Here is a 24,348-nt window from a genome sequence, read left to right as displayed (position 1 = left end):
ATGGAGTGGTAGTTCAGTTGGTTAGAATACCGGCCTGTCACGCCGGGGGTCGCGGGTTCGAGTCCCGTCCACTCCGCCATTTTCGTAAAACTTGTAAGTAAAAGCTGGAGTGGTAGTTCAGTTGGTTAGAATACCGGCCTGTCACGCCGGGGGTCGCGGGTTCGAGTCCCGTCCACTCCGCCAACACTTACACAACGTATGGTTGTAAAACATATTCTTATTATGGAGTGGTAGTTCAGTTGGTTAGAATACCGGCCTGTCACGCCGGGGGTCGCGGGTTCGAGTCCCGTCCACTCCGCCAATAAGAAAAAATAACAGTTTAAATATGCGCTGGAGTGGTAGTTCAGTTGGTTAGAATACCGGCCTGTCACGCCGGGGGTCGCGGGTTCGAGTCCCGTCCACTCCGCCAACTATTTAAACAATGTTATATTACAAAATTTGTATGCTGGAGTGGTAGTTCAGTTGGTTAGAATACCGGCCTGTCACGCCGGGGGTCGCGGGTTCGAGTCCCGTCCACTCCGCCAACAAATTAAGTAATAACAAGTATAATGATATCTCTGCGGAGTGGTAGTTCAGTTGGTTAGAATACCGGCCTGTCACGCCGGGGGTCGCGGGTTCGAGTCCCGTCCACTCCGCCATTTGATATCATGATTAAAATTAGCAAGTGCATTACCCCATGCACATACCACTGCGGAGTGGTAGTTCAGTTGGTTAGAATACCGGCCTGTCACGCCGGGGGTCGCGGGTTCGAGTCCCGTCCACTCCGCCACTTGTTATTTCCTCAATAACAAGTTTATAAAATCCTTGATTAAATAATTTAGTAAAACATTCTTTGGCTATCAGCTAAAAACTCGACTTTTTAATATTACCTTACTAATATTTCTCTTATTCCTAAATATTCATCTTCTTCTATCTCCATGAATAGTTAAACACTTAGCACTGAATACCGCTCCAGTCTTAAATTGCCCCATGGTGTCACACATGACGTAATTAGCTCTTATCGGGTATAACGGCTAGTTAAAGTATTTACTCGTGCCAGAAGCTATTTCAGCGATTTTAACAACCTTAATTTTTTCATGGGTGGTATGCAGTGTGAGCTACAGTACCACTCCAATCATTATACCAATCCGCAATAATACTTAATCATTTTGCGGGGCTAAACGTGTCGCTACCTGTGTTAAAAAATTCTCATTTACGACTGCATGGATGCAGAAGGTAGAGCAATGCAGGAGCAATTGCCGAGAAAAACTAAATAGCGAATTTTTTGCCTAGCTATCAACACGTTTCTCCATCCTCAAAATAGATCACTTAATTAAGCGAATTGGTATTAGTTGTTTCTCATAACAGAATTCTTATAATGAATAGTCAGTTTAGAGGGATATTTTATGATTGAAGTCATAAGCTTAAATAAGCAATTTTCAGGCAATGTTGTTTTTAAGGATTACAACAAAGTTTTTTCAGATCAAAAGGGGTGTATTGAAGCGCCTAACGGCCAAGGAAAAACGACATTACTGATGATGCTAGCAGGACTTGAAAAGCCGCAAAGTGGTTCACTTTTATTTGCTGGTAGCCGATTGAACACTCCAACAAAAACCGTAGCAATTGCCAGCGACCGTATTGCGTTACCAGATTTTTTAACTGCAAATCAAATTATTGATTTATCTGTTAACACATTAGGTTGCGATTGGCCCCATTCGCTGGTTAACGGGTTTAACTTTAATGCATTTTTAAATACGCGATTCGAAGCACTGTCGTCGGGCAATCAAAAAAAATGCCAGCTAATTTTAGCATTAATGCGTAAATCACCTTATTTATTATTAGATGAGCCAAGTGCTGCGCTCGATCAAACCAGTATTCACACTCTTTTAAGCCAACTCGATGCTTATTTGGCTGACAAACCCAATGGGCAAATTATCATTACTTGCCATGAGCCCGCTGTGTTTATTGAGCATGGTTTTAAGTGTGTCTCGCTATGAGTATCATAAGCATAAAAAGCAAACTTAATCAGTATCTCGCGTTTATAGGTTAGCGGTATTTAGCGTACACGTTTGAGCTTAAGCAATTGCTTCAACAGCTAAAAAAATTTGGTTTGTTATTTTTAGTGGTGTTGGGATCATCCGCTCTTGGTTTTGTATTATTGCTTTTTTTAGGCTTAGGGAAAATTATAGATAGTGCAGATACGCCTTTATATGGCGCGCAAATGGCACTATTTTACTTGTTATTGCAAAGCGTGATGATAAGCGCAATGAAACTGGCGATTAAAAATAGTAACCAACGGCTGTTTCAACTTACGATGGCTCACTCTAGCTGGCTTCACCTTGCCGATATTAAATTGTTATTTATCAGCAATGGCTGGCTTATCGCTAGTTTGTTGATAGCGCTTGATCTTACCTTTGAACAGTGGTTAAAGGTGCCGCATTTTATAGTATTTATGTTTATTCAGTTAGGATTAGGCATTGTGTGTTTATACAAACCTAGCGCACTAGTTTATGGTTTTATGTTAAGCGGCCTTTTTTTATTCACTCCCATCAACATACCGCCGCTTATTTATCATATTGGTTTTTCAATCATCTTTAGCATTAGCTTGCTTATACCTAGAGTTAATATAAATGGGCGTGTTAGTGTTCGGTCACTGTTTGGTTTTTGGTTTTGCTACTTTATAAATCACAGCTGGACACTGGTATGGCGTATGTCGTTACTTTTATGTGTGTTTATGGCCTCGACTACGTTAGTCGCTGAGCGTGCTGATCTCGTTAATATACTTGATGCTGTGGCGATGGCTTTTATTGTATTATTTTGCAGCTCATTACAATTTGATTGCGCTAAAATTTATGCACAATATCGCTTTTTTTTTAATACATGCCAAAAAGCACGGACGTTTTATATTAGCCAGTTTATACCTAGTATGCTGTTGTTTTTAGCGACCTTTGTAACTTACAGCATTACGTTTGAGAGATTAAACATTATTTTGTTGAGTTTAGGTTTACCGTGGTGTTTGTTGCAGGTTAATTTTGCACAAAAAAAACCAGCGCATTATGCGCTGGTTTGGATTTTTTTACAGCTGGGGTGCTTGCTTTACTAAATTAGTTAAGCAGCATCAGCTTCTTTTTTAACGCTATTACGTGCGGCTTTGCCTGCAAGTAAGTCAGCAGGGTCAAAGTCATCAACGTTAATAACATCTAAACGAGATTGCTCAACAGCAGCTAGTTTATCAGCCTCTGCTTGGCTTAATATGCCTGCTTCAAGCCCCATTTGCGCTACTTTATCAAGCTGGAAGAATGGCAGTTTAAGACCTTTTTCTTTACATACACGGTCAAATAATGGCTCAACAGCAAGTACGTCTTTAAGCGTTTGCTCTTGACGACCTACTAGGTTAAGCGGCTCATTTGTTAAGTATACATAGCTTGCTAAACGGTTACGCGTTTCACTAGGTACTTGTAGTAGTTGCGCAAGTTTATGCTCAAGTTGGTCAGTTGGCTTACGAACCGGGCGACCAAACGGGAATAATAATACTTTTAACACGGCGCGTAGTGGAGCCGAAGGCATGTTATTAATTAAATCAGCAAGTGCACGTTGGCAATGGTAAAGGTGATCTTGGCAACTCCATTTTACTAGAGCAAAATCTTCTTTTTTACGGCCTTCATCGTTGTAACGCTTAAGCGTTGCAGACACTAAGTATAAGTAACTAAGTAAGTCACCTAAACGTGCTGAAATACGTTCTTTACGTTTTAGTGAACCACCAAATACTGCCATGCTAATGTCAGACATAAGAGCAAGTGATGCACTAAAGCGTGACGCTATACGGTAAAACTCAGCGGTTTCGTCGTTGTACGGCACACTTGTAAAACGAGCGCCGGTAAGAGCAAGCCACTTAGTACGTACAAGGTTCGACATAGTAAAACCAATGTGACCCATTACCGCTTTATCAAATACGTTAAGCGCTTCTTCGCGGTCTTCAATTTCGCACGCACCTAGTTCGGTAAGTACAAATGGATGACAGCGAATAGCACCTTGACCATAAATAATCATATTACGGGTCAAGATGTTTGCACCTTCAACGGTAATGGCAATAGGTGCACCTTGATAGCCACGACCTAAATAGTTATTTGGCCCAAGCATGATGCCCTTACCGCCAAGTACATCCATTGCATGAATAGTTGCATCACGCATTTGCTCTGTCAGGTGGTATTTAATAATGGCAGAAACAACAGATGGCTTTTCGCCTAAATCAACAGCACCCGTAGACATACTAACCGCAGCATCAGAGCTGTAAGCGTAACCAGCTAATTTAGCTAGTGACTCTTCAACACCTTCCATTTTACCTATAGGTAAACGGAACTGACGACGAATGCGGCTATAAGCACCTGTCGCAATAGCAATCATTTTAATGCCACCGGCAGAGTTTGACGGCAATGTAATTGCACGACCAACCGATAAACATTCAACCAACATGCGCCAGCCTTGACCAGCCATATCTGGACCACCAATAATATAATCAAGTGGTACGAAAATGTCTTTACCGCGAGTAGGACCATTTTGAAATGGTACGTTAAGCGGGAAATGTCGACGACCAATTTCAACTCCAGGAGTATCCGTTGGAATAAGTGCACAGGTGATGCCTGGCTCTTTATTGTCGCCAATTAGGCCGTCTGGATCTTGTAATTTAAACGCAAGTCCAAGTACGGTAGCCACTGGGGCAAGTGTAATGTAACGCTTATTCCACGTTAAACTAACACCCACAACCTCTTCACCATTCCATTGCCCTTTACATACCACACCGTAGTCTGGAATTGAGCTTGCATCAGAACCCGCTTCTGGCGAAGTTAACGCAAAACATGGAATTTCTTGACCGCTCGCTAGGCGCGGTAAGTAATGATCTTTTTGCTCTTTTGTACCATAGTGTTGTAATAATTCACCTGGGCCTAAAGAGTTCGGTACACCAACAATTGACGAAAGTAATGTTGATTTACTTGTTAGTTTTTGAAGTACACATGATTGTGCAAATGCAGAAAACTCTAAACCGCCGTATTCTTTTTTGATGATCATGGCAAAGAATTTATTATCTTTTAGATATTGCCATACATCTTGAGGAAGGTCGGTTAGTTCGTGCGTTGCTTCCCAATCGTCCAACATGCTACATACTACTTCAACAGGGCCATCAATAAAGGCTTGCTCTTCAATAGTAAGTTTAGGAACTGGGTATTGGTGAAGTTTTTTCCAATCTGGGTTACCGCAAAATAAGTCAGCTTCCCACCACGTCGTACCGGCATCAATAGCTGATTTTTCAGTATCAGACATGCTTGGCGTTACTTTTTTAAACGTAGCAAAAATAGGCTTGATGATATATTGCTGACGAAGGCCAGTAACAGAAAGAGGAACTGCGATGATCAAAAAGATCAACCAGCTAATTAAACCAAAAGCACCTGCAAAGGTACCAATTAATAAAGTTATAGCCGAAACACCAAGTGCTGTGTTCCAACTTGCTCTGTGGTAAACCGCAGTGCAAAGCAACGCGATTAGAACCAGTGTAAATATGAGTGTCATTTTTATTCCTTAATAGAGGTCAGACCACCTCACTTAGAGTAGCGCTAGTAACAGTAATTTTCAAGTACATAACGATGTTAAATTGTAGTAGAAAGTAACTTAAATACGATATTTAATTACCCGACAGAGGAACGCACAATAACTATCGTATAGTCAAAGCATTAACCGTAAGTAGTGTTAACGTAAAAATAAATAAATCTAATAGCAAAATGACACTTTTTAAGTAAGTATAGCCGTTATAGCGGGCTGCAAATTAGTGTACGCTTAATACACAAATATAACGCTATTTATTTTAATGTATGGTTTTTAAGGGTTATTTTATTAATGTGTGAATTACTTGGCATGTCAGCCAATGTGCCTACCGATATTTGTTTTAGTTTTTCAGGCCTTTTAGAGCGTGGCGGAAACACGGGACCACATAAAGATGGTTGGGGTATTACATTTTACGAAGGTAAAGGCTGTAGAACCTTTAAAGATCCTGAGCCGAGTTATCAATCTGAAATTGCAAAGCTCGTCAAAGCATACCCCATTAAAAGTGTCTCGGTTATTAGCCATATTCGCCAAGGTAACCGCGGGAGAGTATGCCTTGAAAATACTCATCCTTTTACGCGAGAGTTATGGGGGCGCGAGCTTACTTACGCTCATAACGGGCAGCTATCTAATTATCATGATTTAAAACCGCAGTACTATCGCCCAGTAGGTAACACCGATAGCGAACTCGCTTTTTGTTGGTTACTTGATAAAATTCGTGAAAAATACCCAAAGCGTCCAAGTAATATGGCGTCGGTTTTTAGATACGCCGCTAAGCTTTCGCATACCCTTCGTGAAAAAGGGGTGTTTAATATGTTATTGACCGACGGGGTGTTTGTTTTAGCGTATTGCACTAATAACTTACATTACATAACGCGCCGTGCGCCATTTGGTAAAGCAACGTTGATTGATGCCGACATGGTGGTTGATTTTCAACAAGAGACTACACCAAACGATGTAGTAACAGTTATAGCTACAAGGCCTTTGACGAATGATGAGCGTTGGCAAAAAATGGAGCCGGGGGAATTTGCATTGTTTAAAATGGGTGAGCTAATTTAGCCCACCTATTTTAAATATTAGGACCTGTTTATCTTTCGAGGTTAAATTTGCAGCAGACTGTTTGGTATTTAGGCAAGGCAGAGCCTATGTAGTGTGGTTATTCCCCATAAATAGGCGATAACGTAGCATAAATGCCAAACATGCGCTGTCCGAAGGGTTCTGCCTAGGGGCTATTTACTCTTTGTTGCTCGGTTTTTACTTAGCCCACTAGGTTACAAACCTCGCGCCGCGATTAAATAGCCCCTAGGTTGAACAAATTTTAATCCTGAAAGGTCAACAGGTCCTAGCTTAACTTTGGTTTAATTAAATTTAGTTAGCTTCTTGAGGTTGTTGTGCTGTTGCAGGCGCAACAGCTGTAGGTGATGTAACAGTAAATGAATTCATTTGAACTTCAAACTGCTCCATACCTTTTTCGCCTTTCCACATACGTACCAGCATGTAATCCATTTCTGGCGCAAACCATGCAATTGCTTGGCGTTTATCGTTATCGTATAAACGTTTTACTTTAATGGCTTCTACATTACCGATAGGTAGGGAGATCATCTCTTTTTCAACAACTTCAAAGTTGTAGTCGCGGCGGTTACCTTTTTTGTCTATAAGCGGGAATGAAAAGCTCGTTTCGCCTTTTTTCAATCCTTCGCGCACTTGCACTTGGTATGAAATAGCATCCTGAAATTCATCAGTCCATTCGCATTTAAGTGGGTATTCGCTAGCGCTGCTAGTCACTACTTTGTTTGTTGTATCAAAATCAATTTTATAATCTTTATCTGGGCCTGTACCGGTGCGGATCATATTGTAATGATGCGGGGTAACCTTGCCATCTTTAAAGGTAAACTTTGATGTTTCTTCACGAGAATCAGAGAAAATCATCCACTCAATATTGCTGTGGTATGTTAGTTCATAAGTATCGTCGCCCATTTTTTTGAGCTCACGAACAGCCTCACCATGATTTTTACCTTTGCGTAAAATATCGTAGTTAGCTTGATATTGGGTCAATTCGCCTGCAATTAGGCTAGTTGGAAGTAAAGCGCCCGCACATAACAACAGGGCACTTATTTTTTTATTGTGAGTAGTGCGCGCCGTGTGCAGGAAGTTGTTTTTTGTCAAGAACTGCATAATCTGCTTCCATAGTAAGTCTGTGTTCACTGAACCACTTGACCACCAAAGGATAAATTATATGCTCTTGCTCATGCACGCGTTTTGCTAATGTTTCTGCTGTATCATCCTTGAGTACAGGTATTTGCGCCTGAAGAATAACGGGACCGCCGTCTAATTCTTCAGTAACAAAGTGAACACTTACGCCATGAACATCGTCTTTTGCATCAATTGCTCTTTGGTGGGTATTCAGCCCCTGATACTTAGGCAACAAAGATGGATGAATGTTCAACATTTTTCCAACATATTTTTGCACTAAGCCAGGAGTAAGAATACGCATAAACCCAGCTAATACAACTAGATTTGGCATAAAAGAGTCGATAACGTTCATTAATCGCGCATCGTACGCTTCGCGCGAGTCAAAATCTTTATGACTGAGCACTTTTGTAGCAATACCTGCTTTTTTTGCACGCTCTAGGCCATAAGCGTCTGCTTTGTTACTAATAACAGCCGCTATATGTCCGTTTATCTCGCCACGTTCGCAGGCATCTATGATGGCTTGTAAATTAGAGCCACTACCTGAGATTAAAACTACCAGACGAGTCGGTGCCATTACTTAGCACCACCTACAATTTCAACTTGCTCTTCGCCAGCTGCTGCATCTTGAATTTCACCAAGGTGCCATGCATTTTCACCCAAGTCTTTTAGCATTGTTAAGCTTTGCTCAAGTTTGTCTGCAGGAACTACTAAAACCATACCTACACCACAGTTAAATGTACGGTACATTTCGTGTGTAGTAATATTACCGTTTTCTTGTAACCAGTTAAAAATAGGTGGCCACTGCCAGCTATCACCTTTAACTACAGCTTTTGCTGAAGCGGGTAATACGCGTGGAATGTTTTCCCAAAAACCGCCGCCAGTAATATGCGAAAGCGCATGTACGTCAACGTTTTTGAATAACTCAAGTAAAGGTTTTACGTAAATACGAGTAGGCTCAAGTAAAGTTTCGCCTAAAGTTTTACCTTCAAAGTCAGCGCTGGTATCAGCTTTTGACACTTCAAGTACTTTACGAATTAAAGAGAAGCCATTTGAATGAGGACCACTTGAAGCAAGTGCAATAAGCTGATCGCCTGCTGCTACTTTTGTGCCATCAATAATTTTAGATTTTTCTACAACGCCTGTACAAAAGCCTGCCATGTCGTAGTCTTCACCATCATACATACCTGGCATCTCAGCTGTTTCGCCACCAATTAGGGCACAACCTGAAATTTCACAACCTTTGCCAATACCTGTAACTACGTCAGCTGCTGTGTCTATATCTAGTTTACCAGTTGCATAGTAATCTAGAAAAAACAGGGGTTCAGCACCTTGAACAATTAAGTCGTTTACACACATTGCAACTAAATCAATACCAACAGTATCGTGTTTTTTTAAGTCGATTGCTAAACGTAGTTTAGTACCAACGCCATCTGTACCTGCAACTAATACTGGTTGCTTGTAGCCTTCAGGAATTTCGCAAAGTGCGCCAAAACCACCAATTCCGCCCATTACTTCAGGACGACGAGTTTTTTTAACTACGCCTTTAATACGCTCAACAAGTGCATTACCAGCGTCGATATCTACGCCCGCGTCTTTATAGCTTAGAGACTGTTTTTGTTCGCTCACAGGTTTTCCTCAAAATAGTTGTTTTGGGTTGCTTAGAAACGCGCGTATTTTACAACAATTGCAAGGTCGCGGCTAGCTCAAATGTAATTTTGAAATAATTAACAAGGACACTTGTCCGCTGTCTGTTGTTTAAATAAACAAAAAAACGCCCGTAGGCGTTTTTTTAGTATTAAAGGCGTTAAATTAACAGCTATGCTTTTGCGGTTAATATGGCTCGAAGTGGAGCGGGGTAGCCTTCAATTGTTTTACTTGTATCGTTTGGATCTAAAAAGTCGATTAACGATTCGTTTTCCATCCAATCGGTTTTGCGTTGCTCTTCAAGCGTGGTAATAGCGCAATCTTTTATTTGCACATCTTTAAAGCCAACGCGTTCCATCCACAGTTTTAATGCTGCAGTACTTGGAATAAACCAAACGTTGCGCATTTTAGCGTAGCGGTCGGTAGGGACTAATACTGTGTTTTCATCACCTTCAATTACTAGCGTTTCAAGTACGAGTTCGCCGCCTGGGCGAAGCTGCGCTTTTAACTGTGCTAAAAAGTCGATAGGTGAGCGACGATGATAAAGTACGCCCATCGAAAAAACCGTATCAAACGCTTTAAGTTCAGGTAATGCTTCAACGCCTAGTGGCAGTAAATGCACGTTTTCGTCTGGGTTGTAGTGTTTAATTGCCTGAAACTGACATAAAAATAAATCAGACGGATCAATACCCACTACAAACTCTGCGCCTTCACCGCGCATACGCCATAAATGATAACCAGAGCCACAACCAATATCTAAAATGGTGCGGCCTTTTAATGGCTCAATATGAGGTAGGAGTCTGTCCCACTTCCAATCACTGCGCCACTCTGTGTCTATTTCAATTCCGTGCACACTAAATGGGCCTTTGCGCCATGGCATCATGCGTTTTAATAAATGCATGGCTTGCTTTTGCTCGCCATCACTCATCTCCCCTGGTGCGCCAATTTCTACCTTAGTAGAAATATCAACGTGCGAAGTTGCCACCTCAGGCAAGTTTTTAAGTACTTTTTGCCATTTAGGTAAATCACCGTGGCTAGCCTCGTTTTGCCAATGTTTTAATTGTGCAGGCAAGGTTTCTAGCCAATGACTAAGTGGGCTTTGTGCGATAGATGCGTAAAATTGGTTAAACCATTGAGACATGGATGACTCTCTTTATTTAATTGCTACCATTGAGCAAAAATTAAAACATTGATACCACACTTGAGTTTGGCTAAAACCAATATCTTGTAAGCGAGTAAAGTGAGCGCTTAGTGTATCTGGGCGCATAACGTTTTCGATGGCGGTACGCTTTTGGCTTATTTCAAGCTCAGAGTAACCATTGTGTCGTTTAAAGTCGTGGTGCAAATCAATCAATAAATTGTCGCATTGCTCGTTTTCAGCTTTAATTTTTTCGCTAAGTAGCAGCACGCCACCGGGCTTTAAGTTAGCGTATATTTTTGCAAGCACGGCTTGGCGCTGTGCGTGTGGAATAAACTGCAGCGTAAAGTTCATTGCTACTACTGAGGCGTTTTGAATCTCAAGCTCGTTAATATCGCCTAAAGTAACAGTAACAGGCACATCTGATTTAAAACCTTGTAAATGTACCTTACAACGCTCAACCATAGCTTGAGAATTATCTACCGCTATTATATGGCAGTTATCGGTGCGAATATTTCGTCGCATGCTAAGTGTTACTGCGCCAAGTGAGCAGCCTAAATCATAAAGATTTGAGTTACTTTGTGCGTACTCACCGGCAAGTTTACCCATTGTACTGACAATCGTTGCGTAGCCCGGTACCGAGCGCTGAATCATATCTGGAAAAACTTCGACTACATTTTGGTCAAAGCTAAAATCTTTTACTTGTTGCTCAGAGGCATAAATACTGTCTTTTATGGTCACGAAGGCAGTCTCTTTGTAAATAATGGCGCTATTTTAACATTTTATACTGGATAGTCAGTGATAAATTCAGTAGCTTGACTAGAATTATGAATAATAAGTATAAAAGAGAAGATTAAATGAGCAAAAGTAAGGTCATCAGCACAGACGATATATTAGCAACCCTTTGTCATTCAGTGACAGGCGTACTCACTTCAGCCAGTGGTAATGGTATTAGCTACTCAGCCATGGTGCAAAAAATAACACGTACATGTATGCGACCAGATATTGGCTGCTTTGTTTTATTTGACGGCGGTTTTACAGGGCTTGTAATTACCAACTTTACTTCGCAAGCGGCGATGGAAATTTATGGCGATTACATGCGCAACATGGGAATGCCAGAAGATGAAATAGCGCATAGCCATTTATCAGACGACGTATCAAACGTACTAGGCGAGTTGATGAATCAAATTGTTGGCGACTTTACGTCTAAAGTGCGCGAGCAATTGCATACGTCTATTACGCAAAACCAGCCAAAAATGATGGCAATAAATAAGCAAGTGCAAATATCGGTAGATACCACGATGGATCGCCCGCAAGCCCGCCGCGTAACATTTACCACAAGTAAACAAAATATCTTTTACTTGGAATTAGCGATGGATAAAACAGAGTTCATTAAATTACACGACTTTGATATTGCAGAAGCACTTGATCCAGATGACATAATTGAAAACGAAGCTAAAAAGAAGGCTGAAAAAGAAAGCGCAAAGGCTAAAGACGTTGTGCAAGACGATGCCGATGACGACTTTATGGCAGGCTTAGGACTTTAATTATATGTAGGTTGGGTAGAGCGAAGCGAAACCCAACGACTGCTCAGCTATTAATCTTTAGTTATGAGTGTTCGGGTTAGTGATTAAAATAAAAGCGCGATTTATATCGCGCTTTTTCGTCATGTTAGCTTTATTTGAATAAGTAAACCTACTCTTTAAACTTATAACCCACACTATAAACCGCTGCTATTGGGTTTAGTCCTGCTTGAATGTCGTTAATCTTTTTTCGTATATTTTTAATGTGTGTATCAATGTTGCGGTCGGATATGTCGGTTGTGTCGCTGTATACGTTATTAATAATATCTTCGCGGGTAAAAACACGACCTACGTGGCTTATAAATAATAAAAATATTTTAAACTCGACGGCGGTAAAGCCAATGCTTTTGCCGTTTAGGCGGGCATCGTAATCGTCTTTGTGTAATTGAAAATTATTATGATTGATGATGTTGGTTTTAGGCTGGCTGGTTCTTCTTAGTACGGCTTTTATGCGCGCTATAACTTCTTTAGGGCTGAAAGGTTTGCATATGTAGTCATCGGCGCCGAGCTCTAAACCCAGTAAGCGGTCTATTTCTTCACTTTTTGCGGTAAGCATAATAATAGGCACACTTGAAAAGGTTCTAATTTGCTTACATAGCTCTATGCCATCAACATCTGGCAGCATTAAATCAAGAAGTATTAAATCTACTGCGTTTTGTTTTACAAAACTAACTACACCTTTGCCGCTATTAAAGTGCTCAGTCTCGTAATCTTGTTGCTTAGCGTAGGCAATAAGTACTTCTGCAATGTTTTCTTCGTCTTCAACGATAAGTATTTTTTGTGATGCCATTATTTTAACCTAAAAGTGTCAGCGTTATTTTTACCTCTAGCCCACCGAGTGGTGAGTTGTGCAACGATATTTGACCGCCATGTGCCTCTACTATTTGTTTGCAAAGTGCAAGCCCTAAGCCCGAGCCGCCGTGCTCTCGGTTTCGAGATTTTTCAACGCGATAAAAACGCTCAAACAATTTTTGTAAGTCGTTTGGTAAAACACTTGGGGCTGAGTCTTGTAAAATAAGCTCAATGTTATTAGGTGTTTTGTTGGCAAGTATTATTACTTGCCCACCTTTATGCGTGTATCTACAGGTATTTTCTAACAGGTTTGAAAATAATTGTACAAGGCGTTCTTTATCGCCATTTATTATACATTTACCGGCTTTGGTTAAGCTTTTGCTGTCTACATTTAATTCACGCTCTTTAAAGCGAGCGGTGTAGTTTTCAATTGATTGCTCAAAAATATTAATTAAATCAATGTGTGCATTGTTATAGGTTAAATTAACGCTATCTGTTTGTGCTAGCAGGGCTAGGTCGTCAACAATGTGACTTAAGTTATCTACTTGGTTTATGAGTAAACTAATGCGCTTTGTGTCGGCTGTAAATACACCATCTTGCACAGCTAACAAGTGCGAACGTAGTACGGTAAGTGGGGTTCTTAATTCGTGGGATGTGTCTGACACCCATTGAAATCGCATTTGTTGGTTTTGCTCAAGCGTGTGGGCTAAGGCGTTAAAGTTGTTGGATAGAGTACCTAGCTCATCTTTACTAGAGGAGGATATTCTGCTGGCAAAATTTCCTTTTGTTAACTCATCGGCGCCAGTCACTATTTGCTTTATTGGTTTTATTAAATGTCGAGACAACACAATAGCCATAATAAATGCGAGCGCAATAACGAGTAATGTGATCATAAAATAGTTATGAAATTGCGCTGCTAAAAATGCTTTTGCTGGGCTACTTTGCACAAGTTTTGAAGGGACTAAACCTATCCAGCCTATAACGTTATTGTTTAATAAAATAGGCTCTATATGTGGGTTGTCGTTTAAATTAGCTCTACCAACAACAACTTTTTTATTTTGATCATATAAACTTATACGTTGCCCTGTTTTAAGGGAACCCGCAGGTAAGTGTACCCACAATAAAGAGGGCGTTGCTTTACTGTTATTTGGTTTGGGTGGGGTGCTTGTGTGTTTATTCGTTTCAGGCTCGCCTGGCTTTTTTTGTGGCTCAACAATAGAGCGCCATAATTGTGTGTTTTGCGTAATGGGTTGCCAACTGCCTAATTCGCTATAAAGCTCAATAAGTTGCTGCTTCACCATTGCTACATGCTTTGTTTCTTCTTGTTCAACAAAGTCGTTAAACCCTGACGAAAAGGTCATGTATATAAACACAAACATAAGTCCAACAAGGGCGATATTAGTGATAAAAAAAGCTAAAAAGAATTTATGTATTAATTTCACTGATTGGCAAATAGTAAAAATCATGTGTTAACGTACCAAGCAGTATTGCATATTGATTATGTGCCTACAATTAGCGTATTTAGGGAGTTGCTTACTAAAATCCTTTTTAAGTAAGCTTTTTAGGTATGTTGATATTTGGACTAGAACTTTATTTTTGCGGTATCGCCAGCACCCAGTAACTTATATTGTGGTTTTACAAAGCTTGCGTGTACTGCACCTAAACTCTTAGGGAACGATATAGCAAGCTCATCCACTGTTGTAAATGTGTGCTTCGCTTGAAAAGCAATTTCTAGGTCGTGCGCTTCGTTGCTGCTGGTGGTAAAAGCGACGCGTTCGAACACGATTACTTGCTGATTTATACGTAAGCTCGTTTTTTGTTTAAGTGCATTTTTTACAAACACTTCTTGTTGCTCTGCACTTAAGTTTGTAGACATAAGCTTATCAATGTCGCCCATAAGCCATGCTTGCTCGCTTTGCAGCGCTGAAGTTAAATGCTCAGCATTAGTTAATACTTTAACCTCAACTTGCCCGTCTCTTAAAATCACTTGGGCTGTTGTGTTTTTTAATACATGGGCGCTCACTTGAGCGCTCATACTTGTTAAAATACACGCTAGCATTAGCCATTTTAATTTTTTTAAAAAATACATAATTACTACCTTTTATTGAGGCGGTTGACCTTTTTGTTTATTGAGGTTGCTCAATAGTTGCTTTACAAATAAGGGTGTTGTCGGTTTCTAAGTCTTCGCCCCATATGAACTTTGCATTTTCATCCCAGTTAATATCGTCGTAACCGTCTTTTGGTCCTACATCGGCAAAGTTGTGCTCTACTGCATTAGCCCAGTTTGCGTTATCAAAGTTACTTTGCAGCCAGTTAGTTGGCGCTTCTTTTGACATAAATGTACAAACACCTTCGCCTGCGACAGGGTTTGATTCGCTTTCGCATAATTTGTTAAGCGGCGCTTTGTGAAGTATTTCGCATTTAAAGCTTTGATCGCTTACGGCAACTACTTTATTTGTATCGGTGTCGGTAAGTTGCATAATGAAACCGCCATCACCCATTTGCTGATTTTTAGCACCGATGTATTCAAGCCCAGTGTCGTTTTGCTTAAAGTCTTTAATTATTAAATTAAGCTCAATAGGGTAGTTTGCAGAAAACGTAATGCTTTGTGCATTAAATGAACGCTCTGTGGTTATAGGCACAGAATCTTCAACAAGTAACTGCTCGCCTATGTAGGCTGTAAACCAGTTATCAGCCCATGCTTCTAGCTTTAAGTTATGCTTGCCTGTAATGGCAGAATTTGTATTTTGCTTAGTGACTGTAGGAGTAAGGTGATTTGGTTGCGGACCTCTACAAAATGTACCTGTTTGAACTTTGCCACCATTACTGATGGTTTTTTGTTTAAAGCTATAGCAGTCTTTTCCCTGTGATGCAGGGCTGTAGGTAGTAAAGTAGCTTTCGCCTTTGTATGAGTAGCTCATTGTACGGCTGCCGTTTTCAGAGATTGTGTGCGTTAAGTTTTCAACGCCTCCTTGTGGCGGGCGCAAGGAGGCTCTTATACCTTGAGTATCGCCACTCAGTGGTGACACTCTTGGTAATTTTGCGGTATCTACTTCACCTACTAAGCACTGAATAATATACGGCGGTGTAGCTGATGTTTGGTAGCGATAGCCAAATGTGTCGTCGGTTTGTCCGTTACATATATCAAGGTCACCTTTGGCAATTGCACTGCCGTCTGGGTTTTTATTGCTATACAGCGGGTAACCATCGTAAGCCCAACCAATAATGGCATCGCTTGATTGGTTTTTCATTGTGTCTATCATACACGTTGGCGATATATGATAATGGTAGTCATCACCTCGTCCTGCGTGTCCGCCACATATATCTAACTGTCCGAGTGCTAAAGTGTCGTGTTTTTCATCGTAGCTATTTACGTCCAGTTCACCTTGCGAAGAATAGTCATATATTGGTACGCCATTAACGGCAACACCTACGGCTGCATCAATTGTTGTTATTGTTTTTGCTTTTTTAGGATTTAGCTTTACAGGTGCGCCGTAGTCTTTAGCTGGAACAGGTATTTGCTCGTTAGTACCTGTAATACCAGTCATTACGTCATGATCAGGATAAGTAGATGAGGCAATATAAGCATATTGTTCATCGCACGTAACAGATACGCTTTGATCAAACCCTGCATTACTTACTGATTGTGTAATAGCATCACAACGAGGTGATTTTACGTTAGCGGTTAAATATGATTTGTCAGGCTTTGGTTGCTCGTTTGGTGTTGGTTTTGAATCCGGCTTTTGCTCGGCGCTATTAGCGCTTCGCGAGTATTTAACCGTCATACTTGCAGTATCGAGCGTAATATCTTTTACAGCGGCGAGTAATGCTGAGCGATCTACTTTTGTATCGCTATTAAAGGTAACTGGTGCAGATAACGCGTACACAGTATAAGTATAGCTTTTTTCACCTGGACCTTTAGAGCAAGGCGGCGCATATTGGTTTAAATCGTTTACGCTATTAGAGCCTACTTCACCGAGAGTTTCGCCCGCTTTAATTTGTGTTTTATCGGCGGCAATATTGTACATGGTCCAATACCAATGCATTCCCTCTGGCGCTTTATGATCCATAATTAACGCATAATATTTGGTTGTGTTAGGTGCACCGCTCCAGTTAAGTGGAGGGCTAATGCTTTGCCCATCGCACGTATAAGTAATAGGCAAGTTACCGCCATCACTTACCTTTGAGCTGGTTAGAGTAAAATCATTGAGTTTTGATTGTTCAAGTGATTGGCTGTTTTGCTCGTTGCAGGCACTTAAGGTTAAGCAGCACAGTGCACTGAGTAAAAAGGCATGAGTATTTTTCATCATTTAAAAACTCCAAAGATTAAGAGTACATAGAAAGAATTATCTATTAAGAGTGTAGTTCTCAAATGTAGGGCAATTATGTAGTTTTAAACTTTTTTGTTTTTATTAAGCGACAAGTCGTTAAGTTGTGAGCTGCTTACGTGGATAAGAGATTGGGTATGTGCGCTTGGGCATGAAAGGAAATATTAACTTAAGCATGGCGTTATTTTCACTCAGTTAAATAACGCTAAAATCCTTATTTTAAATAAGGATTTTCACCCATTGCGACTACCACACAAAAAATTCTTAAATCTAACTCTAGCTGGTGGTAACTCGGTTCCATATGGCAGCAAAGTTGATAAAAGCCTTTGTTATGGTCTTTTTCTTTAAAGTGGGCGAGCTCATGTACCACTAACGCTTTTAATAACGGCTCGGGAGCGCGCAGCAAGTCGCTGTTTATCGCTAAATCGTGTTTGCGGGTTTTACCTTGCATTCGATACGTATGTGTACCGAGTGCGTTGGTGACCATATCGCCTTGCTTTTTAAATGCTGCGCGACCAAACGGTGGTGCGTTTTTTAAATACTGTTTTTTAAGCTCGGTTGCATAACTATAAAGTAGTTTATCGCTGGTAATAGTGTGTGCTTGCGGGTACTTTTTAAGTAAGTAATCACATACCTTTTTGTTATTTATAAGGTTTAATACTTGCTCAACAATGTTAGCTGGGTAGCCGGTAAAGTAACGTGCGTATTCACTCATTATTATTTCTCTGTCGTTTTACTTTTAGAAAAGTGCTTGCTGGTGGGCTTCTTTTTCGCCAGTAAATGGGTTTAATGCTTTGTGATTATAACCAAGGTCCTTACAAAACTGCCTTGCTAATAAAGGTGCTTCTCGGTTATCTGCCGTATGAAAAAACACATAAGGCGTTTTTCCTTCATCAAGCCATTGTTTTACTTTACTCAGCCACGGTTTATAAAAGGGTTTATAGTCGTTTTGTAAATCGGCGATAACAAAGCGCGCCATGGGTTGTGTGCTTGTAGCAATGGCATGCACGGGTAAATGCGGCTTTTTTTGCTGTGCATCTATTAGCGCTTCGGTTGTTGGTTTTACCGCAAAGAGGGCGCGAGTATCCATCGATATGCGATTTATGTTGTTTGCCATTAATAACTGATTAAGCGCTATTTCGGCTTCGCCCTTTTGAAAAAACGCAGTATGACGTACCTCTACACCGTAATTAACCTCTTTTGGTAATAGGCTAATAAATTGGGCGAGTTTGGGTAAGTCACCAGGGCCAAATGCTTTAGGTAATTGCAGCATGATTTGCCCAGTTTTTTCTAAAATAGGGGAGAATAAGTTAAGCCAATCAGTAAGCTCGGTTTGAACATTAGTTAGGTGCAGCTCGTGGCTAAAGCGACGATTAAACTTAAAAGTAAATTTAAAATCGTCGGGTACGCTGTTTGCCCAGCGCAATACGGTGCTTGGCGCAGGATCAGCGTAAAAGCTGGTATTGCCTTCAACAGAGTTAAAGTGTTGTGCGTATTGGCTAAGCATATCGGCGTTTTTACATTGGCTTGAAAATAAATTGCCTTTCCATGCATTACTCGACCACTGCGGGCATCCAATATATAACATACAAACTAGCGCCTTATTATAAAGTGGCGATAGTGTAGCAAATAACAAAACAAGCTGCTGTAAATTCAGGGGCAAAAGCGGCACACGCCCTAGCATCTTAATGTTAGTTGAGTATAATGCAGGGCTTAATTTGATTATTTTTAGATTGCTAGCGGCTTTATTTGTATTGTGGTGACCTGTTTTTTAAATCACACGCCTTAAAACAAATAAGTTTAGCCGTTTAAGCCTTTTATCTGACAGGAAAACTATGCGCTCTATATATTGCGGACAGCTAAATAAAACTCACGTAGATCAAGAAGTTGAACTATGTGGCTGGATCAACAAACGACGTGACCTTGGTGGACTTATCTTTGTCGATTTACGCGATAGAGAAGGTTTAGTACAAGTTGTATTCGACTCTGACATTGAAGAGTTAATGAGTTCAGCTAACACACTTCGCCAAGAATTTTGTGTTCAGTTAAAAGGTATTGTTCGCGCACGCCCAGACAGCCAAGTAAATAAAGACATGGCAACAGGGGAGATCGAAATTTTAGGTAAAGAGCTTAATATTATTAACCGCTCTGAGCCATTACCGCTTGATTTTAACCAAGTAAACTCTGAAGAGCGTCGTTTAAAATACCGCTACCTAGACCTACGTCGTCTAGAAATGAGTGACCGTATTAAATTACGCGCTAAAGCAAGCAGCTTTGTTCGTCGCTTTTTAGATGAAAACGGCTTTTTAGACATCGAAACACCTGTACTTACTAAAGCAACGCCAGAAGGTGCGCGCGATTATTTAGTACCAAGCCGCGTTCACAAAGGTAGTTTTTACGCTTTACCACAGTCTCCACAGTTATTTAAGCAATTGTTGATGATGTCGGGTTTTGACCGTTACTACCAAATTGTTAAATGTTTCCGTGATGAAGATTTACGTGCCGATCGTCAACCAGAATTTACCCAAATAGATATAGAAACCTCGTTCATGAGTTCTGATCAAGTACGTGGTATGACTGAAAAAATGATCCGCGAGATGTGGCAAACATTGCTAAACGTTGATTTAGGCGATTTTCCAATCATGCCTTACAGCGAGGCAATGAGCCTTTACGGTTCTGATAAGCCAGATTTACGTAACCCAATGAAATTGGTTGATGTTGCAGATTTAGTTAAAGACGTAGAGTTTAATGTTTTCTCAGGTCCGGCTAACGACGAAAAAGGTCGCGTTGCTGTGTTAACTGTACCGGGTGGCGCTAAGCTTTCTCGTAAACAGCTTGACGATTACACTAAGTTTATTGGTATTTACGGCGCTAAAGGCATGGCGTGGATGAAAGTAAACGACCACACTGCGGGCGCTGAAGGCGTTCAATCACCAGTGGCTAAGTTTTTAAGCGAAGACGTAATCACAAAATTACTTGAGCGTACTAATGCACAGTCTGGCGATATTATTTTATTTGGTGCCGATAAGCGCAACACAGTAAATGAAGCAATGGGCGCACTGCGCGTTAAGATTGGTGTTGATTTAGAAATCACTAACCTTAATAGCTGGGCACCACTTTGGGTTGTAGACTTCCCAATGTTTGAAGAAGATGACGAAGGCACATTACATGCTGTACATCATCCATTCACTGCACCAAAAGACATTAACGCCAGTGAGCTTGAAGCAAACCCAGCTGCTGCTATTTCAGATGCCTACGATATGGTATTAAACGGCTACGAAGTGGGTGGCGGTTCGGTACGTATTCATAATGCAGATATGCAAGAAACTGCATTTAGAATTTTAGGTATTAACGAGCAAGAGCAACAAGACAAGTTTGGTTTTTTACTTGATGCACTTAAATACGGCACACCACCACATGCAGGTTTAGCATTTGGTCTTGACCGTTTAGCAATGCTTTTATGTGGTACCGATAACATTCGTGACGTTATTGCTTTCCCTAAAACAACACAAGCGTCGTGTTTATTAACCAACGCGCCAAGCAAACCTAACCTTGACTCGTTAGCTGAACTTGCAATAAGTGTTGTAGAAAAAGCGATACCTAACGAAGAGTAATCTTGTTTCGCTTTTTTGAGCTAAATTTAAAAACCCTTAAGTTATATGCTTAAGGGTTTTTTTATGGTTAAATTTATAGCAGAGTGTGTTTTAAACGAACAGATGAAAAGGAATTATTATGTCGATCAATGCAACCTTATTTGGTGAGTTTTTAGTTTTTATTATTGTGCTGTGTATTCCTATTTTTGCTGTAATTAGCTACAAAATAGGTAAGCGTAAAAGTACTATGCCGGGTGTTTTAGCTTTTGTGGGTGGCTGTTTAGCGCTATTTCCACTATTTGCTTTGATTTTTATTGCAGTGCTTGCGCTTAAAAAAGATTTACCTAAAAATAATGGCTACACGGGTTAAATTTAATAGGTGAGTTGTGTTGTTAAGTAACAATAACCAGTATTTTGATGAACAATTTAATGCTTTACAGTACGCAGAGCAATTAACTGAAAACTCTGAGTTTGAAGAGTGTATATTTATCGATTGCGACTTTTCAGGCGGGCAGTTTAAAAATTGCCGGTTTATAGAATGCAGTTTTAAAAACTGTAATTTATCGTCACTAAAATGGAACTACAGTTCGCTTGAAAATGTAAGTTTTAGCCACTGTAAATTAAATAGTTTGCAATGGGCTGATGTAGATTGGCCAGCGCTTAGTATTAACGCACCGGTGAGTTTTAATTATTGCGAGCTCAGTAATAGTTCTTTTTTTGAATTAACCCTCAAAGCCCTCAAACTAACACACTGCTTTGCCAAAAATGTTGATTTTAGACACGCTGATTTAAGCGGTAGTGAATTTACAGGAACAGATTTTCGCGATAGTGAGTTTTTTCAAACTAACTTAACAAAATGTGATTTTGTAGGTGCTACAGCGTTTAATATAGATTTGAATAATAATATTTTAGCGAATGCTAAGTTTGATCGCTTCGAAGCACTTAATTTGCTTACCAGCCTTAATATAGAATTGTGTGATTAATTTAGTTTAATATGATTACATATCTAGAAGCGACAGCTTGGCTGGGCTTCTAGATACTGCGTGACTGGGTAATTAACGGCTTGGGCCATTTTTATTACGTGCACTGGCAAGCTGTCTTGCGATTTCTAATAACGCAGGTGAAATATCTTCAGCGCCATCTTTAATTAGTTTTGTAACGTCACCTGACGAAAACAAACCGTCACGCGGTGATTTAATACCTAACTCACGAACAAAATCCTTCGTTTTACCTGTGCTGCCTGTTTCAATAAACTTAAAAATAATACGTTCATTGTTGTTTTTAGCAGGTGCTTTTAGTGTTTCGATTTCGTCATGTATTGCAGTTAATTTGTCTTCTAAAATTTCTATACGTTCTTGAATGCTATTGTATGATTTCATTTATTGGATCTTTTACTAAATATATTTAAACAATGGCGGCTATTATCGCATAGTTTGACAATAGAGAATGCAAAGCTATAAAGTAAAAGTTATTTTTAATTAAAAACAATAATTTATATAAATTTAAATATGCAAAAAACACTTAAAAAGCTTTTTATATTAAGCGCACTAGCTCTAAGTACATCAGTTATAAGCACATCAGTAATAGGCGCAACAAGCTATGCAAACGATGGCGTTATAACTGATCAAAGCCGCGATCGCACTATTCCTATCAATATTACATTACCAAGTAACAATGCTAAGTGTACTGAGCAAGTAAAATGCCCTGTAGCGTTTATTAATGCGGGCTACGGAATTAGCCATAATGAATATACGTTTGTTAGTAATGCGTTTAATCAGCGTGGATATTTAACAGTAGCCGTTGCACACGAACTAAAAAGCGACCCTGACCTTAATCGTGAGCAGCCTTACTTAACCACTCGTATGGAAAACTGGCACCGTGGCGTAGTAACACTTAAGTTTTTAGTTAATGAGCTATCGAGTAAATACCCAGCGTATGATTTTACAAAGCTCACCTTATTTGGGCATTCTAATGGCGGGGATATTTCCGCATTATATGGCTCTATTTATCCAAACGAAGTTAGCACTATTATTACGCTCGATCATCGCCGCATGTTGATCCCGCGCAATAAAAACATTCGCGTACTTACACTTCGCGGTAGTGATTACCCAGCTGATGCGAATGTATTATTAACGGCAGAGGAGCGGGGTGTTTATCCTGTTAAGCAAACACTAATAGAAAAATCTCGCCATAACGATATGTACGATGGCGGGCCAAAATGGCTGGTGGACAGAATGAGTAAAGAAGTAGAGGGATTTTTAGATAATTAGGCAAGATATAATCAAGCCAACTTTAAGCTGGCTTGATATATAAAGGTTTAAGCTGACGCAGAATTTTGAGTGGTATTAAACAAAGCATGTATATTATTGCAGGTTACCCTTGCGGTGTAGCAAACTGTTTTATTGGTCGTTCTTTTATTTCCATATCTTCAGTAGGAATAGCTAACAGTGAATATCTGGTTCTTATGGTAATGATATCAGCAAATTTACCGTTAATGTACAAGTTGACGAACGGTGTGATCGTACTTACTAAGTATTTTTTTTCAGGGTTTAAAGCAAACCTTTCTTCCATGCCTTTTAGCTCAATAAACTTTACTTCAAGCGGTTCGAACTCTATAGAGGATAATTTTTTGTGGGCACGCCGCCGTCCTTGTATAGGTTGTTCAGGGACTTTTGCACCTGGATTTTCCGCTCTTAATGAGAAGTATGCATCCACTTCATATATAAACATTGAGTTTAAGTCGATTCCCTGCTTATCGAAAGCGAGAGAGCTTAGCTTAACTTGATAAGGCGTAGTATTCGCCAATCTTATACTAGTGATACATTTAGTATCTAAATGACAAAATGTATAAGAGGATGCAGCAATAGGGCTTTCGATAATCTCTTCAGAGTTGGCAAAAGTAGAGTAACTAATTAAATAAAATATTATATTTACTAAAACTTTCATTGGGCTGCTCGCACTGCATTTTCAAAAGATATGATCGGTATAACAAAGTTGTTCTGTCACTATCATCCTAACTCACTTCATATCCACTAAACAGAGTTAGTGGATTATTACTACAGATTATCCCTGTGGCGTAGCAAACTGCTTTATTGGTCGTTCTTTTATTTCCATATCTTCTGTAGGAATAGTTAACAGTGAATAGTTTGTTCTAATTGTGATGATATCGGCAAACTTACCATTAATGTACAAGTTTACAAATGGAGTAAGTGTTCCCACCATATACCTTTTCCCTAGCTCTAATGCAAACCTCTCTTCTATGCCCTTTAGCTCTATAAACTTGACTTCTAGTGGCTCGAATTCTAATGATGATAATTGCTTGTAGGCACGTCTGCGTCCCTGTATGGGTTGCTCTGAAATACCTGTATCTAAATTATTCTCTTTTAAATCGTAGTATCTACTTTCTTCAAATACATACATCGAATTTAAATCGATTCCTTGTGCATTAAAAGCGAGAGAGCTTAGCTTAACTTGATACGGCGTAGTATTCGCTAGTCTTATAT

The 24,348-nt window shown here is 40.0% G+C and carries 23 protein-coding genes and 7 tRNA genes; 15 read left to right on the top strand and 15 right to left on the bottom strand.

Annotated features, from left to right (window positions below):
• Positions 1-2 precede the first annotated feature (2 nt).
• The 9 genes from CXF76_RS04845 to CXF76_RS04805 all read left to right on the top strand — a co-directional run bounded on the left by CXF76_RS04845 (position 3) and on the right by CXF76_RS04805 (position 3,082).
• Positions 3-79: transfer RNA gene (locus CXF76_RS04845), tRNA-Asp, on the top strand.
• Positions 80-106: 27 nt separating this feature from the next.
• Positions 107-183: transfer RNA gene (locus tag CXF76_RS04840), tRNA-Asp, on the top strand.
• 41 nt (positions 184-224) lie between these two features.
• Positions 225-301 (top strand) — tRNA-Asp (locus CXF76_RS04835).
• A 31-nt stretch (positions 302-332) separates the two neighbouring features.
• A tRNA-Asp gene (locus CXF76_RS04830) sits at positions 333-409 on the top strand.
• Between the two features lie 38 nt (positions 410-447).
• Positions 448-524: transfer RNA gene (locus tag CXF76_RS04825), tRNA-Asp, on the top strand.
• A gap of 37 nt (positions 525-561) precedes the next feature.
• A tRNA-Asp gene (locus CXF76_RS04820) sits at positions 562-638 on the top strand.
• 54 nt (positions 639-692) lie between these two features.
• Positions 693-769 (top strand) — tRNA-Asp (locus CXF76_RS04815).
• Positions 770-1,385: 616 nt separating this feature from the next.
• The gene (locus CXF76_RS04810) at positions 1,386-1,976 is read left to right on the top strand and encodes an ABC transporter ATP-binding protein (RefSeq protein ID WP_101163173.1); all 591 of its coding nucleotides are present in this window, start codon (positions 1,386-1,388) and stop codon (positions 1,974-1,976) included.
• An 86-nt stretch (positions 1,977-2,062) separates the two neighbouring features.
• Positions 2,063-3,082, top strand: coding sequence for a DUF6136 family protein (locus CXF76_RS04805; protein ID WP_231388452.1), 1,020 nt, complete (start codon positions 2,063-2,065; stop codon positions 3,080-3,082).
• Positions 3,083-3,087: 5 nt separating this feature from the next.
• Here the strand turns inward: CXF76_RS04805 and fadE are convergent, their stop codons facing one another.
• Positions 3,088-5,544 carry an acyl-CoA dehydrogenase FadE gene (gene fadE / locus CXF76_RS04800; RefSeq protein WP_101163172.1) on the bottom strand — a complete coding sequence of 819 codons (2,457 nt, stop codon included), beginning with the start codon at positions 5,542-5,544 and terminating at the stop codon, positions 3,088-3,090.
• 324 nt (positions 5,545-5,868) lie between these two features.
• Between fadE and CXF76_RS04795 the strand changes: the two genes are divergently transcribed.
• Positions 5,869-6,633 carry a class II glutamine amidotransferase gene (locus CXF76_RS04795; protein ID WP_024591316.1) on the top strand — a complete coding sequence of 255 codons (765 nt, stop codon included), beginning with the start codon at positions 5,869-5,871 and terminating at the stop codon, positions 6,631-6,633.
• Between the two features lie 309 nt (positions 6,634-6,942).
• Here CXF76_RS04795 and CXF76_RS04790 read toward each other — a convergent pair whose 3' ends face one another.
• The 5 genes from CXF76_RS04790 to cmoA form a co-directional block, all read right to left on the bottom strand.
• Positions 6,943-7,677, bottom strand: coding sequence for a DUF3108 domain-containing protein (locus CXF76_RS04790; RefSeq protein WP_024591315.1), 735 nt, complete (start codon positions 7,675-7,677; stop codon positions 6,943-6,945).
• 16 nt (positions 7,678-7,693) lie between these two features.
• A complete protein-coding gene (gene purN / locus CXF76_RS04785; RefSeq protein ID WP_101163171.1) occupies positions 7,694-8,341 on the bottom strand; it encodes a phosphoribosylglycinamide formyltransferase in 648 nt (215 codons plus the stop codon).
• The gene (gene purM, locus CXF76_RS04780; RefSeq protein WP_101163170.1) at positions 8,341-9,393 is read right to left on the bottom strand and encodes a phosphoribosylformylglycinamidine cyclo-ligase; all 1,053 of its coding nucleotides are present in this window, start codon (positions 9,391-9,393) and stop codon (positions 8,341-8,343) included. Before purM ends, purN begins: the two co-directional genes overlap by 1 nt.
• Positions 9,394-9,583: 190 nt before the next feature.
• Entirely contained in the window at positions 9,584-10,552 is a 969-nt protein-coding gene (gene cmoB / locus CXF76_RS04775; protein WP_101163169.1) for a tRNA 5-methoxyuridine(34)/uridine 5-oxyacetic acid(34) synthase CmoB, read from the bottom strand.
• Between the two features lie 12 nt (positions 10,553-10,564).
• The gene (gene cmoA / locus CXF76_RS04770; protein ID WP_101163168.1) at positions 10,565-11,290 is read right to left on the bottom strand and encodes a carboxy-S-adenosyl-L-methionine synthase CmoA; all 726 of its coding nucleotides are present in this window, start codon (positions 11,288-11,290) and stop codon (positions 10,565-10,567) included.
• Positions 11,291-11,406: 116 nt separating this feature from the next.
• Between cmoA and CXF76_RS04765 the strand changes: the two genes are divergently transcribed.
• A complete protein-coding gene (locus tag CXF76_RS04765; RefSeq protein ID WP_101163167.1) occupies positions 11,407-12,096 on the top strand; it encodes a DUF3334 family protein in 690 nt (229 codons plus the stop codon).
• A gap of 148 nt (positions 12,097-12,244) precedes the next feature.
• On the opposite strand, the gene CXF76_RS04760 is transcribed toward CXF76_RS04765, so the two are convergent.
• The 6 genes from CXF76_RS04760 to CXF76_RS04735 form a co-directional block, all read right to left on the bottom strand.
• Positions 12,245-12,922 (bottom strand): response regulator, encoded by a 678-nt coding sequence (locus tag CXF76_RS04760; protein WP_101163166.1) that lies wholly within the window; start codon positions 12,920-12,922, stop codon positions 12,245-12,247.
• 4 nt (positions 12,923-12,926) lie between these two features.
• Positions 12,927-14,285 (bottom strand): ATP-binding protein, encoded by a 1,359-nt coding sequence (locus tag CXF76_RS04755; protein ID WP_232785098.1) that lies wholly within the window; start codon positions 14,283-14,285, stop codon positions 12,927-12,929.
• Between the two features lie 221 nt (positions 14,286-14,506).
• On the bottom strand, positions 14,507-15,013 hold the full coding sequence (locus CXF76_RS04750) for a hypothetical protein (protein ID WP_101163164.1): 507 nt from the start codon (positions 15,011-15,013) through the stop codon (positions 14,507-14,509).
• 37 nt (positions 15,014-15,050) lie between these two features.
• Positions 15,051-17,234, bottom strand: coding sequence for a YHYH protein (locus CXF76_RS04745; RefSeq protein ID WP_198551848.1), 2,184 nt, complete (start codon positions 17,232-17,234; stop codon positions 15,051-15,053).
• A gap of 232 nt (positions 17,235-17,466) precedes the next feature.
• Complete coding sequence (locus CXF76_RS04740) at positions 17,467-17,967, bottom strand: M48 metallopeptidase family protein (RefSeq protein ID WP_024608393.1); 501 nt, start codon at positions 17,965-17,967, stop codon at positions 17,467-17,469.
• Between the two features lie 24 nt (positions 17,968-17,991).
• Positions 17,992-18,840, bottom strand: a complete 849-nt coding sequence (locus tag CXF76_RS04735) for a DUF72 domain-containing protein (protein ID WP_024608392.1) — start codon at positions 18,838-18,840, stop codon at positions 17,992-17,994.
• 247 nt (positions 18,841-19,087) lie between these two features.
• Here CXF76_RS04735 and aspS point away from each other — a divergent pair, with 247 nt between their 5' ends.
• The 3 genes from aspS to CXF76_RS04720 all read left to right on the top strand — a co-directional run bounded on the left by aspS (position 19,088) and on the right by CXF76_RS04720 (position 21,828).
• Complete coding sequence (aspS, locus tag CXF76_RS04730) at positions 19,088-20,866, top strand: aspartate--tRNA ligase (protein WP_024591308.1); 1,779 nt, start codon at positions 19,088-19,090, stop codon at positions 20,864-20,866.
• A gap of 118 nt (positions 20,867-20,984) precedes the next feature.
• Positions 20,985-21,215 (top strand): hypothetical protein, encoded by a 231-nt coding sequence (locus CXF76_RS04725; protein ID WP_101163163.1) that lies wholly within the window; start codon positions 20,985-20,987, stop codon positions 21,213-21,215.
• 16 nt (positions 21,216-21,231) lie between these two features.
• Positions 21,232-21,828 carry a pentapeptide repeat-containing protein gene (locus CXF76_RS04720; protein WP_101163162.1) on the top strand — a complete coding sequence of 199 codons (597 nt, stop codon included), beginning with the start codon at positions 21,232-21,234 and terminating at the stop codon, positions 21,826-21,828.
• 72 nt (positions 21,829-21,900) lie between these two features.
• On the opposite strand, the gene CXF76_RS04715 is transcribed toward CXF76_RS04720, so the two are convergent.
• The gene (locus tag CXF76_RS04715; protein ID WP_010555318.1) at positions 21,901-22,224 is read right to left on the bottom strand and encodes a hypothetical protein; all 324 of its coding nucleotides are present in this window, start codon (positions 22,222-22,224) and stop codon (positions 21,901-21,903) included.
• A gap of 129 nt (positions 22,225-22,353) precedes the next feature.
• On the opposite strand from CXF76_RS04715, the gene CXF76_RS04710 reads away from it, so the two are divergent.
• Positions 22,354-23,115, top strand: a complete 762-nt coding sequence (locus CXF76_RS04710) for an alpha/beta hydrolase (protein ID WP_101163161.1) — start codon at positions 22,354-22,356, stop codon at positions 23,113-23,115.
• Positions 23,116-23,218: 103 nt separating this feature from the next.
• Here the strand turns inward: CXF76_RS04710 and CXF76_RS04705 are convergent, their stop codons facing one another.
• Together CXF76_RS04705 and CXF76_RS04700 are read right to left on the bottom strand one after the other, a co-directional pair.
• Positions 23,219-23,791, bottom strand: a complete 573-nt coding sequence (locus CXF76_RS04705) for a hypothetical protein (protein WP_101163160.1) — start codon at positions 23,789-23,791, stop codon at positions 23,219-23,221.
• Between the two features lie 117 nt (positions 23,792-23,908).
• The coding region (locus tag CXF76_RS04700) for a hypothetical protein (protein ID WP_101163159.1) at positions 23,909-24,348 on the bottom strand (440 nt) is incomplete at its 5' end.

The sequence above is a fragment of the Pseudoalteromonas sp. 78C3 genome, assembly GCF_002836695.1.
GTDB lineage: Bacteria > Pseudomonadota > Gammaproteobacteria > Enterobacterales > Alteromonadaceae > Pseudoalteromonas > Pseudoalteromonas arctica.
This window is presented reverse-complemented; position numbering and strand designations above follow the sequence as displayed.